This is a genomic window from Flavobacterium enshiense (assembly GCF_022836875.1).
GTDB lineage: Bacteria > Bacteroidota > Bacteroidia > Flavobacteriales > Flavobacteriaceae > Flavobacterium > Flavobacterium enshiense_A.
Genome location: NZ_CP090376.1, coordinates 1945717 through 1964468 on the forward strand (window position 1 = coordinate 1945717; position 18752 = coordinate 1964468).

Annotated in this window: 16 protein-coding genes; 13 read left to right on the plus strand and 3 right to left on the minus strand. The window is 39.5% G+C overall.

Going from position 1 to position 18752, the window contains the following annotated elements; all coding sequences use genetic code 11:
• Positions 1–58: 58 nt before the first annotated feature.
• The 3 genes from trpD to LZF87_RS08640 all read right to left on the minus strand — a co-directional run bounded on the left by trpD (position 59) and on the right by LZF87_RS08640 (position 3124).
• Positions 59–1057, minus strand: coding sequence for an anthranilate phosphoribosyltransferase (trpD, locus tag LZF87_RS08630; RefSeq protein WP_244338537.1), 999 nt, complete (start codon positions 1055–1057; stop codon positions 59–61).
• 86 nt (positions 1058–1143) lie between these two features.
• Positions 1144–1713, minus strand: coding sequence for an anthranilate synthase component II (locus tag LZF87_RS08635; protein WP_244338539.1), 570 nt, complete (start codon positions 1711–1713; stop codon positions 1144–1146).
• A 10-nt stretch (positions 1714–1723) separates the two neighbouring features.
• Positions 1724–3124 carry an anthranilate synthase component I family protein gene (locus LZF87_RS08640; protein ID WP_244338541.1) on the minus strand — a complete coding sequence of 467 codons (1401 nt, stop codon included), beginning with the start codon at positions 3122–3124 and terminating at the stop codon, positions 1724–1726.
• 330 nt (positions 3125–3454) lie between these two features.
• Here LZF87_RS08640 and LZF87_RS08645 point away from each other — a divergent pair, with 330 nt between their 5' ends.
• From LZF87_RS08645 to LZF87_RS08705, 13 genes are all read left to right on the plus strand, one after another.
• A complete protein-coding gene (locus LZF87_RS08645) occupies positions 3455–3970 on the plus strand; it encodes a DUF2975 domain-containing protein (protein WP_244338543.1) in 516 nt (171 codons plus the stop codon).
• A 4-nt stretch (positions 3971–3974) separates the two neighbouring features.
• Positions 3975–4181: a helix-turn-helix domain-containing protein gene (locus LZF87_RS08650; protein WP_023572205.1), complete on the plus strand. Its 207-nt coding sequence runs from the start codon at positions 3975–3977 to the stop codon at positions 4179–4181.
• A 158-nt stretch (positions 4182–4339) separates the two neighbouring features.
• Positions 4340–5221, plus strand: coding sequence for an ABC transporter ATP-binding protein (locus LZF87_RS08655; protein ID WP_244338545.1), 882 nt, complete (start codon positions 4340–4342; stop codon positions 5219–5221).
• On the plus strand, positions 5218–8412 hold the full coding sequence (locus LZF87_RS08660; protein ID WP_244338547.1) for an ABC transporter permease/M1 family aminopeptidase: 3195 nt from the start codon (positions 5218–5220) through the stop codon (positions 8410–8412). The genes LZF87_RS08655 and LZF87_RS08660 overlap by 4 nt, the downstream gene beginning before the upstream one ends.
• Positions 8413–8957: 545 nt before the next feature.
• Positions 8958–9653: a phosphoadenylyl-sulfate reductase gene (locus tag LZF87_RS08665; RefSeq protein ID WP_244338549.1), complete on the plus strand. Its 696-nt coding sequence runs from the start codon at positions 8958–8960 to the stop codon at positions 9651–9653.
• 60 nt (positions 9654–9713) lie between these two features.
• Positions 9714–10619 carry a sulfate adenylyltransferase subunit CysD gene (gene cysD, locus LZF87_RS08670; protein WP_244338551.1) on the plus strand — a complete coding sequence of 302 codons (906 nt, stop codon included), beginning with the start codon at positions 9714–9716 and terminating at the stop codon, positions 10617–10619.
• Positions 10620–10666: 47 nt separating this feature from the next.
• Entirely contained in the window at positions 10667–11899 is a 1233-nt protein-coding gene (locus LZF87_RS08675) for a sulfate adenylyltransferase subunit 1 (protein WP_244338553.1), read from the plus strand.
• Position 11900: 1 nt separating this feature from the next.
• Entirely contained in the window at positions 11901–12716 is an 816-nt protein-coding gene (epsC, locus tag LZF87_RS08680) for a serine O-acetyltransferase EpsC (protein ID WP_244338555.1), read from the plus strand.
• 155 nt (positions 12717–12871) lie between these two features.
• On the plus strand, positions 12872–13783 hold the full coding sequence (gene cysK, locus LZF87_RS08685; protein WP_244338557.1) for a cysteine synthase A: 912 nt from the start codon (positions 12872–12874) through the stop codon (positions 13781–13783).
• A gap of 80 nt (positions 13784–13863) precedes the next feature.
• Positions 13864–14679, plus strand: coding sequence for a uroporphyrinogen-III C-methyltransferase (cobA, locus tag LZF87_RS08690; RefSeq protein ID WP_244338559.1), 816 nt, complete (start codon positions 13864–13866; stop codon positions 14677–14679).
• Positions 14669–16330: a diflavin oxidoreductase gene (locus LZF87_RS08695; protein WP_244338561.1), complete on the plus strand. Its 1662-nt coding sequence runs from the start codon at positions 14669–14671 to the stop codon at positions 16328–16330. The genes cobA and LZF87_RS08695 overlap by 11 nt, the downstream gene beginning before the upstream one ends.
• Positions 16331–16361: 31 nt before the next feature.
• Positions 16362–18011: an NADPH-dependent assimilatory sulfite reductase hemoprotein subunit gene (locus LZF87_RS08700; protein WP_244338563.1), complete on the plus strand. Its 1650-nt coding sequence runs from the start codon at positions 16362–16364 to the stop codon at positions 18009–18011.
• The gene (locus LZF87_RS08705) at positions 17956–18747 is read left to right on the plus strand and encodes a DUF2490 domain-containing protein (protein WP_244338565.1); all 792 of its coding nucleotides are present in this window, start codon (positions 17956–17958) and stop codon (positions 18745–18747) included. The genes LZF87_RS08700 and LZF87_RS08705 overlap by 56 nt, the downstream gene beginning before the upstream one ends.
• Positions 18748–18752 lie beyond the last annotated feature (5 nt).

Below are 18752 nucleotides of genomic sequence, written 5' to 3' on the forward strand. Positions count from 1 at the left end.
AAAGGGAAAAGGGAAAAGGGAAAAGGGAAAAGGGAAAAGGTTGCGACTTATCTATGTCTTATCCCTTATAACTGATTTCTTGTAGTTTTTTAAGTTTTTCAAATGCTTTTCCGCTTTGTAGGCTTTCTTTAGCAAATCCAAATCCATCTGAAATCGAACAGTTTTTTACTGTGGAAATAGCTATTCCGGCGTTGGCGCAAACCACATTGTTTTGAGCTTCAGTTCCCTTTCCTGACAAAATAGCAAGGAATATTTCTGCCGATTTTTCAACGGTTACTCCACCTAGAATTTCGGTTTCATTGAGTTTTTTTGTTTGAAAATCTTCGGGTTTCAAGATTTGCTCTGTGTTTTTGGAAATGATTTTGGTATTTCCCGTCAGTGAAATTTCGTCATAGCCTTCCAAACTGTGCAGAATCGTGAAATTGGTTTCGGTATTTTGATACAGATAAGCATACATCCGAGCCAATTCCAGACTGAAAACGCCTACCATTTGATGTTTTGGAAAACTCGGATTCACCATTGGTCCCAACATATTGAAAAAGGTTTTTACCGCCAGTTCTTTACGAATCGGTGCCACATTTTTCATTGCCGGATGGAAGAGCGGAGCGTGCAACACACAGATTCCGGCTTCCTCAATGCTTTTTTTCAGAAAGTTTTCTTCATTGCTGAATTTTACACCTAGAGTTTCCATGACATTGCTCGATCCTGAAATGGAAGAAACACCGTAGTTTCCGTGTTTAGCAACCTGAATTCCGGCTCCGGCAGTTACAAAAGAAGCCAATGTTGATATGTTAAATGTGTTTTTTCCATCGCCACCGGTTCCACATAAATCGATGGTATCGTAATCGGTTAAATCAATCGAGATACACAGTTCTAATAATGCTTCTCGAAATCCTGCCAATTCCTCAACGGTAATGCTTCGCATCATGTAAACGGTCAGGAAACTGGCTATTTGTGAAGGATTGTATTGTCCGTTGGAGATGTTTTTGAGTACGGTTTTCGCTTCTTCTTTGCTGAGCGTTTCGTGCTGTATGAGTCTGTTTAGTATTATTTTCATAGTGTCTGAATTAGGTATGAGTTGTGCCAGGTCTTAAGTTTTTTCAACTTAAAACTGATTGATATTTTCGATAAAAGAGTTGTTAATTAGCTATTCACCCAATTTTCTAGAATCTTCTTGCCGTTGGGAGTAAGAACGCTTTCGGGGTGATATTGTACCCCGCGGACATTGTAGGTTTTGTGACGGAGCGACATGATTTCTCCGTTTTCATCGGTTGAAGTGACTTCAAGTACATCTGGGAAATCGCTTGTATTTACTACCCAGGAATGGTAACGCCCCACTTCAATTTCGTTGGGTAAACCTTGATAAAGGATTTCATCGGGAACTGTGATTTTGACTTTTGTAGAAACACCGTGATAGACTTTTTCAAGATTGGTCAGGCTTCCTCCAAAAACTTCCCCAATCGCTTGCTGGCCAAGACAAACGCCAAGTATACTTTTGGTAGGAGCATAGGTTTTGATGACTTCTTTTAATAATCCGGCTTCGTCAGGAATGCCCGGGCCTGGCGAAAGGAGGATTTTATCGAAGTCTTTGAGCTCATCAATATAAAATTCATCGTTTCGGAAAACGGTTACCTTGCAATTTAAATCTTCCAGATAATGCACTAAATTATATGTGAAGCTATCGTAATTGTCTATGACTACTATCTTTTTCATGGTTCTGATTTTAAATTGTTTCGGCTAAATCTAACGCTCTGTTCAGTGCTCCTAATTTATTATAGACTTCCTGCATTTCGCTTTCTTCATTTGAATTTGCTACAATTCCGGCCCCAGCCTGATAATGCAGTTGATGATTTTTGCTTAAAAATGTCCGAATCATAATGGCGTGGTTAAAGTTACCATCAAAATCCATAAATCCAATGGCACCTCCATAGAAATTCCGACTAGTGTTTTCAATGGTTTCAATCAGTTGTATGGCTTTATGTTTCGGAGCACCAGACAAGGTTCCGGCTGGAAATGTATCGCTAACAATCTGCATGGTGGAAGCCTTGTCGTGCATTTGTCCGGTGACTTTCGAAACGAGATGAATTACATGCGAAAAAAACTGAACTTCACGATATTTTTCAACTTCAACACTGTAAGCGTTTCTGCTTAAATCGTTTCTTGCTAAATCTACAAGCATGACGTGTTCGCTGTTTTCTTTCGGATCTTCTGATAATTGTTTGGCCAATAGCGCATCTTGTTCATCATTGCCTGTTCGTTTGAATGTTCCGGCAATCGGATGGATTTCTGCTTTTCGGTTCTTGACAACCAATTGTGCTTCAGGAGAGGAACCCAAGATTTTGAAATTTCCGTAATCGAAAAAGAACAAATAAGGTGATGGATTGATGCTTCGTAAAGCACGATAAACGTTGAATTCATCACCTTTAAACCCTTGTGAAAATCGTCTGGACAAAACCAATTGAAACACATCGCCACGGTAACAGTGTTTTTTTGCTAAAGTTACATTGGATTTGAAATCTTCATCGGATAGATTGGAAACCGAATTACCTTCTTTTGAAAACGAATAGGAGGCAAAATTTTTTGACTGGATCAGTTGTTCGATTTCTGTAATATTATTTTGATTGTCAATGCTGTGGCAGAAAATATAAGCGTCATTTTTAAAGTGATTGATAGCGATGATATTCTGATATATTGCATAAAATAGATCAGGAATCTGTAAATCTGACGCTTTTTTATCGACAGTCACCTTTTCGAAATAACGAACAGCATCATAGCTCGTAAATCCGAATAATCCGTTTGAGATGAATTTGAAATCGTTTTTCTCAGGCTCAAACATTCCAACAAATTCTTCAATGCCTTCGATCACATTTTTTTGATTTTCAATGTTTTTGCTGATTGATGCCCCATCTGGAAAAGTCATTGTGATTGTCTCGTTTTCCACTTTGATGCTCGAAATGGGATTGCAACAGATATATGAAAAGCTATTGTTGTTACCCTGATAATCATTGCTTTCCAGCAAAAGACTATTCGGGAATTTGTCTCTGATTTTCAGATAAACGCTTACCGGCGTAATGGTGTCAGCAAGGATTTGTTTGTAATGGGTATGTAATTTATATTTTTTCATAATGCTTAAGTTTTGGGAATAAAAAAAGGCTTGTCGTGATTGACAAGCCTTTTATCTATGTTGTTTTTAAAAATACAGATAGGAGGATTCGCTCACGATTTTCGACGTAAGTTGTTCCACCACCATGTATTGTTTAAAATGTTGTTCATTTTGTGTTTTTGTTTGATGCAAAGTTATAGAAATGATTTTCGAATACACAAGTTTTTTAGCGAAAAAAATTTTCACTCTGTAAATATTGATAATTCTGAAATTATAAAAATTTGATAATAAATTATTGTTTTACGATAATTAATTGTTACATTTGCTTTGTTGAATTTAAATTTCTGATATATGAAATTAGTTAGGATTATAGCTTCTTATTTGCATATAGTGGTAAAAATTGTAGCTGTTGCTTATTTGTTAACGGCTTTTTATGCTTTGATTAATTGTGTTTTTGAAGGTCCGTTTTTTGAAAGAATGGAAGAGAATCGTTTTGCAATTAACTTTCCGTTTACCAATCAGCATTTTCTTTTAGGATCTGAATTTACATTGGAATATGTTTCGGAAATGGTTTTAGGTTTGGCTTTATACGGTTTGTTTTTTTGGGTATTGGGCAATGTTTTTAAAACCTTTAAACAGGAACGTTTGTTTACCAAAGATGGACTAAGGAATTTGAAACAGTTTTACCAGTTCAATCTGTTGTTGTATCCTGTCGTTGCTGTACTTTGGTCGGTTATCAGTATTGAGGATTTTCCTTTTTTGGCCATGATTGTGGCTCATGCGATTATGGGGGTTTTTATCTTTTTTATGGCTGCTATTTTTCAGCAGGGAGTGAGTCTTCAGAACGAACAGGATTTATATATTTAGAAGTATGCCAATTATAGTAAATGTGGATGTGATGCTGGCTAAGCGTAAAATGCAGTCCAAGGAATTGGCGGAAATTTTGGGTATTACCCCAGCGAATCTGTCAATCCTTAAGACGGGAAAAGCAAAAGGTATCCGGTTTGAAACTCTTGAAGCGATTTGTAAAGCGTTGGATTGTCAGCCGGGGGATGTTTTAGAATACGTCAGCGAATAAATACTATCTTTTAGTAAATATAAAATATCGGTTTTTTTAACCGACAGGGATTTTTTTGCCCAAATTTTCCGCACGGAATTCATGAAAATTAATCAATAATCATCACACCCGAGGCGCAGCCGAACTGTTTGGAGCGCAGCGGAAAAAAATCAATCAAAATGAACAGTTTAATCATCAAAAATCTTCAAAAAACCTATGGAAACGGAGTAAAAGCCATTGACGGCATTTCGCTTGAAATCGGAAACGGGATGTTTGGGTTGTTAGGTACGAATGGAGCAGGAAAATCATCATTGATGCGTACTATTGTCGGTTTACAATCTGCTGATAGCGGCCAGATTTTCTTCAATGATGTCAATGTTTTGGAACATCCGGATTTCATTAAGAAACAATTGGGTTTTTTGCCTCAGGATTTCGGGGTTTATCCTAAAGTTTCTGCTTACGATTTGTTGAATCATTTAGCGGTTCTGAAAGGAGTCAGTGATTCAAGAGAACGGAAAGAACAAGTGCTGTCGTTGCTCGAAAAAGTGAATTTGTCTGCCCAGCGAAAAAAAGAAGTGCACACTTTCTCAGGCGGTATGCGTCAGCGGTTTGGTGTTGCTCAGGCTTTATTGGGTAATCCGAAAATCATCATCGTGGATGAACCAACCGCAGGTCTTGATCCGGAGGAACGCAACCGATTCAACAGTCTTTTAAGTGAAATAGGGGAAGACCGAATCGTGATTTTATCCACCCATTTGGTAGAAGATGTACGCAACTTGTGTTCAAAAATGGCAATTATGGATGAAGGGCAGGTTCTCTTGCAAGGCGCTCCGGCCGATTTACTGCAATCCCTTGAAAATAAAATCTGGAGAAAGCAGATTCAGAAAGAGGAGTTGACCCATTACAAAAGGGAATATTCAGTGATTTCATCCCAGTTTACGGCCGGTAAAATGAATATTCATGTATTTTCTGAACAACAACCAGCCGATTTTATGAAAGTAAATCCAACGCTTGAAGATGTTTATTTTACTGCGCTGAACCAAAAATCATTTGTGTTATGAAAACAGTATTCTGGTTCGACCTTCAAGGGTATTTCAAGAGATGGGGTTTTTACGTGGTGGTACTATTGATTTTTGCTTTCGGAGTTTTTGGCGGACAAAACGCCCGTTTTTCGGTTGGCGAAAATGTGTTTTACAATTCGCCTTACCAAGTGGGTTTCATAACGGCTTTTATCAGTTTGACCACTATTTTTTTCAGTACGCTTTTTGTTGCCCAACTCGCTATTAAGGAAGTAGATAATCGCTTTGAACAGATTTATTTCAGCGCTCCGATTCAAAAGAAACAATTTCTTTCGGGTCGATATGCTTCGGTTTTGATAGTAAGCCTTTTGTGTACAATTGTTTTAACCGTCAGCTTTTTCATCGGTCAGGCAACAAACTCACGAATTTTAGAAAGCGGTCATTTCAATTTGACGCACTACCTGGTTCCAATGCTATATTTTACGGTCATCAACACGATTTTTGTAACTGCTGTCCTGTGTGTGGTGGCTTGGTTTACGAAAAGTAAAATGCCTATTTATGTGAGCGGTTTACTGCTGTATATTTTCTATATGGTAGCCTTGGTGTTTTCCAGTTCGCCTTTTATGGCGCAGAGTTTACCACAATCGGAGAAAACGAAATTCATCTCGGGAATTTTGGATCCTTTCGGGTTGTCGGCTTTTTTCAATCAGACGGCACAATGGACAGTAGAACAGCGAAATTCGGCAATAATAGGTTTTGACGGCGTTTTTCTCGGCAATCGCGCAGGTGCTTTGCTCATGGCTTTTGTTCTGCTTTATATTGCTTTCAGAGATTATTCTTTTACCGCAAAAACCAAGTATAAAAAGGTTGGCTTATCAGAAGAAAATCAGGAAATTACTGCTATTCCGTTTACTTTCGTGGATACAAAAGAAGGTCTAAAAGTAAAAATGATGGCATTAGTGTCATTCGTAAAGATCAATCTGATTTACATTTTTAAAAGCATTCCGTTTGTACTGATTGTTTTGGCACTCCTTTTTGCTGTCGGGATGGAGATGTATGCGGAAATTGAAAAAGGCATCCGGATTCCGCAGAAGTATGCCACTTCAGGATTAATGGTTTCCACAATCATTCAGAATTTTTATGTGTTGGGCGTAATTGTGGTGGTGTTTTACACCCATGATGTTTTCTGGCGCAGCAAAAATGTCAATTTTAATCTGATTGAAAACAGCACTTCCAATGCGAAAACACAATTCTGGGCACATTGGCTGACGTTATTGTTTGTGATTGCAAGCTTTTCACTGGTCTTGATTGTTGAAGGAATTGCGTTCCAGTTTCTTTACGGGTATCCGGTTTTGGAATGGTCCCTTTACAGTAGAGTGTTGTTGTTTACCACATTACCGTTATTCGTTTTAAGTGGATTTTTATTGGCTATTCAAAAACTGGTGCGACAGAAGTATGTTGCCTTGGGACTTGCGGCTTTATTTGCTTTTGTTATGGCGACATCGCTTGGAAAAAAACTGGTTGCAGTGCCGTTTCTGAAATTTTTGTACAGTATCAATTTCGATTACAGTGACATGAATGGCTTTGGCAGTTATGAAGGCTTTTTTATTTACAGATTGATGTTCGGTTTTCTTCTTTTAGCGATTTTGTTTTACGTCGTTACGCTGAGAAAATTCCATTTCAGAAAAGTTTATATCTATCTGACATTGTTTGTCCTTGGGCTAAGTGCTTTCGGTTTGAGGCATAAAATCAGCGAGGGTTATTTGCCAAAAGACGAAAATTCCCAATGGCTGGCACAGGCCGATTATGAAAAACAGTTTAGTCGTTACCAAAATCTGCCACAGCCCACCATTACCGATGTAAAAACCACCGTTGAATTATTTCCGGAACGCAATTCGTATACGGTTGAAGGAACTTATATTCTAGAAAATAAGACAGAAAGGAATATTGAAAAAATACTGATTGGTTTTTCAGATGGTTTTATGGTAGCCAAAGCTGATTTTCAGTTTAATTATGAAGTGCAAACTGTTGTAAGTCAGTATCAAATTGTGAAGTTGAAGCAATCAATGTTACCGAGAGAAAAAGCGAAATTGACCTTTAAGCTGTCCTATAGATGGCAACCGGTAAACGGTCATCAATCGTTTAATGCCATAGTGGAAAACGGTTCCTTTATGCGAATTAGCCGCTATTATCCGCAAATAGGTTATAATTCGGATAATGAAATTCAGGAAGAGTCTATTCGGAAACAGTTTCACTTGGGGGCTAAAACGGAGCCGAAAGCCTTTAATGCACCAAAAGGACCGAATGTTGACTTTATCAATTTGGATATGACCATAGTAACTTCCGATACTCAAACAGCAATAGGGATGGGAGAATTAGTCAGACAATGGAAAAAAGGAAACAGAAATGGGTTTCAATATCAGGTGAAACAAATTCCTTTCAGGTTTGCTGTTTCATCGGCGGAATATGCGGTTAAAAAAGAACAATACAAAGGCAAAACTTTTGAAGTGTATTATCACCCTTCCCATCATGAAAATGTACAGCATTTACTGAAAAATGCCAAACTGACGATGGATTACTGCGAGCATAATTTCGGACCTTATCCCTATAAAACTATTCGTTTTGCAGAGGTTTCAGGTTTTACCAAAGGTTTTGCGGCTACGGCTTATCCGGCAACGGTTTACATGACGGAGGATATGATTTTTCACAGCAATATCAAAGCCGATGAACAGCAAGATGTAATCAATGAACTGGCAGGTCATGAATTGGCGCATTTGTGGTGGGGTGGTAATCAGATTGTTCCTGACGACAGGGATGGAGCCGCCATGCTCACCGAAACCTTAGCGATGTATACCGAAATGATGCTATTGAAGAAAATGTACGGGAAAGAAGCAATGTTGAAACGCGTTCAGATGCATCTGGATATTTACAATAATGAGAGAGGTTTTTCAAATGAAATGCCTTTGTATCATGTAAAAGCCAATGCCAGTCATATTTCGTATTCGAAAGGAGCAATCGTGATGTGTCTTTTGAGTGAAATGATAGGGGAAGACAAGATGAATTTGGCTTTAAAGCGATTTTTACAAAACAATAAATTTCCAAATCCTAAACCGGTTTCTACGGATTTCATTGCAGAATTATACAAGGTTTCGGATAAAAAGTATCATGCAAAGATTGAATCACTTTTTACTAAAATTGAGCCTTTAAAAGAGAGCGATTTGAGAATGCAGTAACGAAAAAAGAAGTTTTATTTTTGAGGACATGATTGTTTTTCTTGGATTTTCCATATTCTGTGAAGGTTTATTTTTGTTATATATGCGGAAAAATAAAGGCTTTTATGGGTAATAATAACAATTTTGCAAAATTATCTTTGATTAATAAAAAAAACTTTATAGGTTTGCAGAGTTCAAAAGAACCGAAAAAAATGAAAAACCAAGTTTTAAATATGATGATGTGTATGTGCTGCTCAGACAATGAGGAGGGCTTTGCTATTCGTTAATATTTAAAATCATAAATATTCGGCAAAAACTCCTCAAGCAATTGGGGAGTTTTTTTTTCTCTGAATTTTAACAACAATAAGAAACACAAAAATGAATACAATAACAATAGTAACGTCCATTATAACAACATCTGCAGTTTGTATGATGATGATGTGTTGTATGCGAAACTTCGCAGGAGGCCGTCTGTTGTATTATTTGAAGTAAAGAATAGTATATGAAAACGCAAGCCTCTTGATTCCAAGGGGCTTTTTTTATTTCCAATTGTCAAATAACCCACTATGAATACTGAAATTATAAACAAATTAAATCAAAATCAGGACATCGAAGAAAACCTGAAATTCCTATCCGAAAACGTATCGGGAAAGATTGTGTTTTCAACCAGTTTCGGAATTGAAGACCAATTGATTACCGATGTAATTTTCTCTCAAAAACTGAACAATATTGAAGTTTTTACTTTGGATACCGGACGATTATTTCAGGAAACCTATGCAACATGGCATAAAACCGAATTGCATTACAGCCAGAAGATTAAGTCGTTTTATCCGAATACTGAAAACCTGGAAATCTTCATTAATGAACGCGGAATCAATCCTTTTTACGAGAGTCAGGAATTACGAAAGCAGTGCTGTCACATCCGAAAGGTAGGACCACTGCAAAGAGCTTTGGCAGGCGCAAGTGTTTGGATAACAGGACTCAGAGCGGAACATTCGCCGAACAGAAACTCAATTGAAATAGTGCATTGGGACGAACAATACCAGCTTTACAAATACAATCCATTGCTGCATTGGACAACCGAAGAAGTGAAAGTACATGTTACCCGAAAAGGCATCCCATACAACGTTTTACACGACCAGGGATTCATAAGTATCGGTTGTGCACCTTGTACCAGAGCGGTTAAGGAAGGAGAAGATTTTAGGGCAGGCCGCTGGTGGTGGGAAGAGGCTTCAAAAAAAGAATGCGGGCTTCATAAGTAGTTTTCGCTCGAAGTCGCAGTTTTCAAAAGAAATACTTAATAATTATAATCACTGATCAAAATGAATAACTCAACAAATTATTTAAACCAATTGGAAGACGAAGCCATATACATTCTTCGTGAAACAGCGGCACAGTTTGAAAAACCTGCCTTGTTGTTTTCCGGTGGAAAAGATTCTATCGTATTGGTACATCTGGCTTTGAAAGCCTTTCGCCCGGGAAAATTTCCGTTTCCCTTAGTGCATATTGATACCGGACATAATTTCCCGGAAGCCATTGCATTCAGGGATTATCTGGTAAATAAGGTCGGTGAAAAACTAATTGTAGGTTCGGTGGAAGAAAGTATCAGGAAGTACAACCTGAAAGAAACCCAAGGCCGCTTTCCATCGAGAAATGCTCTACAAACCTATGCTTTATTGGACACGATTCAGGAAAATGAATTTGATGCCTGCATAGGAGGAGCGAGACGTGACGAGGAAAAAGCCAGAGCCAAGGAACGCATTTTTTCTGTCAGAGATGATTTTGGCCAGTGGGATCCAAAACTGCAACGCCCGGAACTTTGGGATATTTTGAACGGTAAAGTGGAAAAAGGCCATAATGTCCGCGTGTTCCCGATAAGCAATTGGACAGAATTAGATGTGTGGAATTACATCCAAAAGTACAATATCGAATTGCCGAGCCTGTACTTCGCCCATGATAGGGAATGTATTGTGCATCAGGACAAACTGGTAGCAACCTCCGAATTCATTCAGCCACTACCAACCGATAAAGTGGTAGTAGAAAAAGTTCGATACCGAACTGTTGGCGATATGACATGTACAGCAGCAGTTCCTTCCGAAGCAGCTACAATTAAGGATATTATCGATGATATTGTCCAAACCCGAATCAGCGAACGGGGACAAACCCGATTGGACGATCAGCTTTCGGAAGCGGCAATGGAGGATCGAAAAAAGCAAGGGTATTTTTAGAGAGACAAGGGGCAGGGGAATTAGTCATTAACTAAAATTTTAAAGAAATGAACACATTAAAATTTATAACAGCAGGAAATGTAGACGACGGGAAAAGCACCTTAATCGGTCGTTTGCTATACGATTCCGACAGTATACACACTGATCAATTGGGTCTATTGCAAAAGCAAACCAAGCAGGAAGGTGTCGAAATCGATTTATCAATGATAACCGACGGATTGCGTGCCGAACGCGAACAGGGAATAACAATAGATGTAGCCTATAAATATTTCTCGACAAAAAAGAGAAAATTCATCATTGCCGATGCACCGGGACACGAGCAATACACCCGTAACATGATTACCGGAGCTTCCAATTCCGATTTGATTATCATTTTAGTCGATGCTAGAAAAGGAATTACAATCCAAACCAAGCGTCATGCATCGGTTGGTTCGCTGATGGGAATTAAAAAAGCCATCATCGCCGTGAATAAAATCGATTTGGTGAATTATTCCGAAACGATTTTCAACGATATTAAAGCCGCTTTCGAAGCCATTAAGGGAAATCTTAATTATGATGAAATCGCCTATATTCCGGTAAGTGCGCTGGTGGGCGATAACATCGTAGAGAAATCAGAAAAAACACTTTGGTTTGAAGGCGATACGCTGTTGCAAACTCTGGAACACATCGAAATTCCCACTAAGGAAAATCTGGCTCCCCGTTTTCAGGTGCAATGGGTAATCCGACCGAAAGATGAAGAAAACCACGATTACCGCGGTTATGCCGGACAAGTTTTAAGCGGGAATTATAAAATTGGTGACAAGGTAAAAGTTCTACCAAGCGGAATTGAAACGACAATCGTAAAGATTGAAAAACATCAGCAAATTATCGAAAAAGCGATTGCCGGAGAAAATGTGGTACTGCATTTGGCCGATAATATTGATGTCAGTCGCGGTGACAGTATCATTAAAACGGATAATCTTCCGATTGCTTCCAATGAGCTGAAAACTTGGGTTTGCTGGCTGGATAATTCGCCTTTGCAGATTGGGAAAACCTATTTATTGCAGCATCGTTTCAGAACCGTTCGCGTAAAAATTCAGGAAATCGATCGGAAATGGGACATCAATGAGTGGCAGTTCAATGAGTCAAATGAAGTAAAACTCAACGATATAGGACAAATATCACTAAGAACAAACCAGCCTTTGTTTTTTGACGCTTTTACAGAAAATTCAAAAAACGGGAATGCGATTTTAATTGATGAGACCAATTTCAGTACCGTAGGCGCCTTAATGTTCTTATAAAATGAAACATCCCATTTACATAAAAAACAATCGGAGTGAAAAAAAATTACCTGATAAAGCGAGAACCGAAGCCTGGACCGAAGCCATTTTTCACTGGCTCTTTTCGATAGTGGAAGGCTATGCTGATTACGATCTCTTCCTGAAAGAGGAAGCACAGCTTTGGTCGGCATTGACCGAATTACTGGATAACGTTCTTACCGATAATGAAAGCAGATTCGAAACGGCAAACTGTTTTTTCGGCAAACTTGAAACGATTCACACACAATTGGAAGCCGATTTGGAAGCGGTCTTCAATTTCGACCCCGCGGCAAAATCGGTGAGCGAAGTATTGATTGCCTATCCCGGTTTTTTTGCCATAACGGTTTACCGATTGGCACATGAACTTTGGAAAAACAATATTCCGATACTTCCGAGAATAATGGCTGAATATGTTCACAGTAAAACCGGAATCGACATCCATCCGGGGGCAAAAATAGGCGAGCGTTTTTTCATCGATCACGGAACGGGAATCGTAATTGGTGAAACTTCGGTAATCGGGAACGATGTGAAAATCTATCAGGGAGTTACACTCGGGGCGTTAACGGTGAGTAAGGACAAAGCGGCAGAAAAACGTCATCCAACCATCGGAAACAATGTGACACTTTACGCGAACGCGACCATTTTGGGGGGAAATACAATAATCGGTGATAATGCCGTGATTGGCGGAAACGTTTGGATTACTCAGTCGATTCCCGCAAAATCTCTGGTGTATCATAAAAGTGAAATCATTATTAAGAGTAAAGCTGAATTTCCAGAGCCACTGAATTTTGTGATATAGTGGAAGGGATAAGGTATAAGGGATAAGGTATAAGGTATAAGGTATAAGGGATAAGAGTAAGTGATAAGAAGCAATAATTTGAAAATCTACTTAATCTGCTATATCTGCGAGAAATAAATTGATAATAGAAATAAAACCAACAAAAAGTAAATACAGTGAAAGCGAAAACTATTTTAGAAACCATAGGAAACACACCCGTGGTAAAAATCAATAAACTCTTCGGAGCAAATAAAAACGTTTGGATTAAACTGGAAAGAACCAATCCGGGTAGCAGTATCAAGGACCGAATTGCTCTGGCGATGATTGAAGATGCGGAACGCAAAGGAATATTAAAACCCAACAGCGTGATTATCGAGCCAACCTCAGGGAATACCGGTATTGGTCTGGCTTTGGTAGCGGCTGTTAAAGGTTATAAAGTGATACTTGTAATGCCGGAATCCATGAGTGTGGAACGCAGAAAACTAATGGAAATCTACGGTGCGCAATTCGAATTGACGCCTCGTGAAAAAGGAATGAAAGGTGCTATTGAAAAGGCCAATGAATTGGTCAGCCAAATCCCTAATGCCTGGTCACCGCAACAGTTTGACAATCCTGCGAACGTGGAAGTTCACGAAAGAACGACCGCTCAGGAAATTATAGCTGATTTCCCGGAAGGACTGGATTACCTAATTACTGGAGTGGGAACCGGCGGACACATTACCGGTGTGGCGAAAGCACTGAAATCGAAATTTTCCAAATTGAAGGTTATCGCCGTAGAGCCAGAATTATCTCCGGTCTTAAGCGGAGGTTCGCCTGCACCACACCCGTTACAAGGTATCGGAGCGGGATTTGTACCGGGAATTTACAACAACGAATTTATCGATGAAGTGGTTCAGGTTGGAAGAGACGAAGCGTTTGAAAACACCCGTAACATTGCCAAACAGGAAGGGATTTTGGTCGGAATTTCAACGGGCGCTTCTTTATCGGCGGTAGCTAAAAAACTGGAAACCATTCCGGACGGCGCGAACGTTTTAACCTTCAATTACGACACCGGCGAACGCTACCTTTCCATAGAAGGACTCTTCTAAAAAACAACTAATAAAACATGTGGTTTTTCCTCGCTTTTTCAAGCGAGTAGGGGATTCTCATGCCTAAAAAAACAAAGGAAATGAAATATTTAAATAAAGGAAAAGTGATTTTAGCAGGCGCAGGCCCCGGTGATCCGGACTTAATCAGTCTGAAAGCACTCAAATATCTTCAAAAAGCTGATGTAGTCTTAACAGACCGTTTGGTTTCACCGGAATTGATTGAAGAATATGCCGATAAAAACGCTTTGGTGATTTATGTGGGTAAGCAATGTTCCAAAGGAATTCACACACCACAGCAGGACATCAATGAGTTGATGGTGGAATTTGCGCTTCAAGGGAAACTCATACTCCGATTAAAAGGAGGTGATTCCATGCTTTTTTCCAATATTCTGGACGAACTAAAGGTACTGAAAGCCAATGCCATTGCTTATGAAATCATACCAGGTATTTCGGCCGCTTTTGGTGCAGCTTCCTATACCGGGATTCCGCTTACGGCAAGGGAGTATTCGAGAGGTGTCCGTTTTCTGACGTTGTATGATTTGAAAACCGTAGCACCCAGTCAGTGGAAAGATTGGGCTAATACGAGTGATACACTGGTTTTTTATATGAGCGGACAACGTTTGGATGCGTTGACGGAATCCCTTTTGGAAAACGGTATCAGTACCTCAAAAGGTATCGCTGTTGTACAACAGGCCACTACGCCAAACCAAAAAACAACGGTGTTTTCTTTTGAAGATCTGCAAACGAAATCCTTGCCCGAATTTGAATATGTTCCGACACTCATCATTGTAGGCGCTGTCGTGAATCTTCATGAGGAATTCTCCTGGATAAAAGAGAAAAACACTATTGAATCTTATTTCGATAACCATAAAAATACCTATCAAAATGCTATCTGAAACTAAATTAACGCTATTGCAGCAACTCGTTCAGCAGGCTTCCAAAGAGGAAATCATCTGGACGAAAGGTTATCTGGCTGGTTTTCTGGACAGCAATCAACTTACGGTTCCAACTGTTGAAACGCCAACCGCGGTAACGGTAAAACCATTGATTGTCTATGGTACCGAAACCGGAAATGCGAAGAAAATAGCCTCGCAATTGCTTACGAACTTTAAGAAGAACAAGATACAGGCAAAGTCCACCGATATTTTTCAGTTAGATGTTTCGAAATTGGAGAAAGAAAGTTTGGTGCTTTTCATTGTAAGTACGCAGGGGGAAGGTGAATTTCCTCAAAATGCCGTTGCTTTTTACGAAAAACTGAAAGCCTCAGAAACGAATTTAAGTACTCTGAATTTCGCGGTTTTGGGATTGGGCGACACGTCCTATCCGCTTTTCTGTAATGCCGGTGTATTATTGGATGAGGTTTTGGAACAGAAAGGAGCCAAACGCTTATTATCCTTGGTTAAAGCCGATGTGGATTACGCCGAAACCGTAACGAAATGGGAAAACGATTTGCAGCAGGTGTTTTCGAAAAATGTTTCGCCATCATCTGTTCCGACACAAAAAAGTACTGCTTCTTCCGTTGGAAATAAAAAGAATTACAGTGGAATCGTTTCGCATAAAGTGGTTTTAAACGACAGAGGTTCGAACAAGGAAACCTATCATATCGAAATCACGCCAAACGAAGAAGTGGTTTACGAACCCGGCGATGCTATCGGGTTTTATCCAAAAAACAATGAACATGAAATTGATGAAATTGCTTCATTTTTTGATGAAAATGCTAAAAAAGAAATACTTTTTGATAAAAATATACGCGGATTAGGTAAAAAATCAATTCAATCGATTTCCGGATTATTTGGAATTGATATCCATGAAGAGAAAGTAGATTTATTGGATATCCTGAAAAAATATCCCAAACCTGAGTCGGTTTCCTTCGATGATATCGTTACTGTACTTCATCCAATTGCACCACGTTTGTATTCGATTTCTTCTGCTGCGAATGCGCATGATGGCGAAGTGCATGTGACGGTTAACCTAAACACATTTTCGGTTGACGGAACCACTAAAACAGGCTTATGTTCGCAGTTTTTGGCCGATTTTCCAAAAGACACGGAAATCGAATTCTACATCCACAAAAACAGCAATTTCAAACTTCCATCAGATGATACGGATATTATCATGATTGGTCCAGGAACGGGGATAGCTCCCTTTAGAAGTTTCATTGCTCACCGTGATGCAGAGGGTGCGGAAGGCAAGAACTGGTTGTTTTTCGGTGAGCAGCATTTCGTGTTGGATTTTTATTATCAAACGGAGATTCAGGAATGGTTGGCTACAGGCACACTGGCCAAATTAGACACGGCTTTTTCACGTGACCAGCAAAAGAAAATCTATGTGCAGGACCGCATAAGGGAAAAAGCAAATGAGTTTAACCAATGGTTGGAAAACGGGGCGTCGATTTACATCTGCGGACAAAAAAATCCGATGAGCACCGATGTTGAAAATACCATAATCGAAGTGATTGCTTCCGAAAGAAATATCGGTTTAAACGAAGCCAAGCAGGTTCTGGACGATTTGGAAACTGCCGGTAAATATCAAAAAGACGTGTATTAATAACCAGCTAATAGCTAAATGCTAAAATAAAATGAGCAATAAATTATCACCAGTAGAAGCCATAAAAACCAAAAGTGACGGTTTGCGAGGCACTTTAAAAGAAAGTATTGATTTAGACAATCACACGGGAAATGTACGTCCGGATGATGAAACCTTAGTGAAATTCCACGGAATGTACGTACAGGACGACCGTGACCGAAGAGCAGAACGCGCGGCTAAAAAACTGGACAAATTGTATTCCTTTATGATTCGGTTGAGGATTCCGGGTGGAGTCATTAATGCCGATCAATGGTTGGCCACACACGGTATTTCGGAAGAATTCGGAACCGGAACACTAAAAATTACGACTCGTCAAACAGTGCAATTGCACGGCTTGTTAAAACACCAATTGCGTCCGACGATTCAGGCGTTTAACACGGCTAAACTGGATTCGATTGCAGCCTGTGGTGATGTGAACCGAAACGTAATCGTGAGTTCGCATCCGCAACTTTCACCATTGCATCAGGAGATTTATGAATATGCCGATAAAATTTCAACATTGTTATTGCCTAAAACGCAATCGTATTATGAGGTTTTTATAGACGGAGAAAAGATTTACGAACGTTCTTCGGAAGCCGATCCGTTGTATGAAGATCGTTATCTGCCGAGAAAATTCAAGATTGCTATTGCGATTCCGCCTTCTAACGATGTGGATGTTTTTACCAACGACATCGGACTGATTGCAATTATCGAAAACAACAGACTGAAAGGTTTCAACATTGCTGTGGGCGGCGGATTGGCAACAACTCACGGGAATCCGAATACCTATGCACGTTTGGGGTCCATCATCGGATTTACCGATACCGAAGAAAAAACATTGAAAGCAGTGTATGAGATACTAACGGTGCAAAGGGATTTCGGTAACCGAGAGGACAGGAAGCTTTCGCGTATGAAATATACTGTGGATAAATTAACGGTGGAAGGTTTCAAAAAAGAGTTGGAAAACCGCATCGGGTTTGAATTGCTACCCGAGCAGCCGTTCATTTTTACCGAAAGAAGTGACCGCTTTGGTTGGGAGAAAAATCATGAAGGGAAGTGGTTTTATACCTTATTTGTAGAGCATGGCGTGGTGAAACCATATCAGAAGCAGTTTTTATATGAAGTGGCGCAACTGAAAATCTCCAACTTCATTTTTTCCGGAAACCAGAACCTGATTTTAGGGGAAGTTGCGGATAATGAAAAAGCGAAAATAGATGCCTTGCTAATCAAACATGAAATTGACAAAAGCGACAGCGCACTTCGTAAAAATTCGATGGCGTGTGTTGCGTTGCCAACCTGTCCGCTAGCTTTGGCGGAAGCCCAACGGTATTTACCGGAATTGGTTACGAAAATCGAACCTATCTTGGAAAAATACAACCTTCATAATGAGGAGATTTCTATCCGAATGACAGGCTGTCCAAATGGTTGTGGCCGTCCGTATGTGGCTGAATTGGGTTTTATCGGAACCGGACCAGGGCAGTATAATTTCATGTTGGGAGGCGACCGATTTGGTGAAAGACTAAACAAATTATACAAAGAAAAACAGACGGAAGCAGAAATTTTAACCGAAGTCGACCATTTGCTGGATCGCTATACAAAAGAGAAAAATGAGAACGAAACCTTTGGCGATTTTACGTTCAGGAAAATCATTTCACAAAATTAATAGTAATAGAACAGTAGTACTTGTAGTATTGTTGTTTTCTCAACTGAATCTTTTGGCTCAGAAGAACATGACACATCAGCAACAGATTTGGTATGGTTATTACAATTCGCTGGCGTTTAACGAGAACTGGTGTTTAAAGAGCGAAATTCAGGAACGGCAGTTCATCAATCCGACAGCGCAGCATCAGTTGCTTTTCCGTACGGATTTGGAATACAAGTTGGAGGGAAACTGGAATGTTTTTGTTGGAGGTGCATTCTTTTTACAGAGTCCGAATGACCCTAATTCAGACAGTGATCTGGTTGTTCCGGAATTACGCCCGAATATCGGCTTCAACAATAAACAGAAACTTTCCTTTCTGACCATTTCGCATCGATATAAAGCCGAAGCCCGTTTTTTTCATGATGTTGAAAATGAAGAGTTGACAGGAGGTTATCGTTTTTCGAATTTCCGGTTGCGCTACCAGTTAGGATTTGATATTCCGGTTGTAAAAAAAGAAAATCAGGAACGAGTCATTCTGAAACTGAAAGATGAGGTAATGTTCAATGTCGGCAGTAAAATAGTTAAAAACTCCTTTGATCAGAACCGTATTTATCTGGCATTGAATTATATGGTAAGCCCTGCAATTGCTATCGAAGCCGGTTACATGAATTGGTTTCAGCAACAGAAATCGGGTGTCGATTTTTATAATCGCGATATTATCCGGTTCTCCTTTTTCCATAATCTGATAGTAAAATAGAAAAA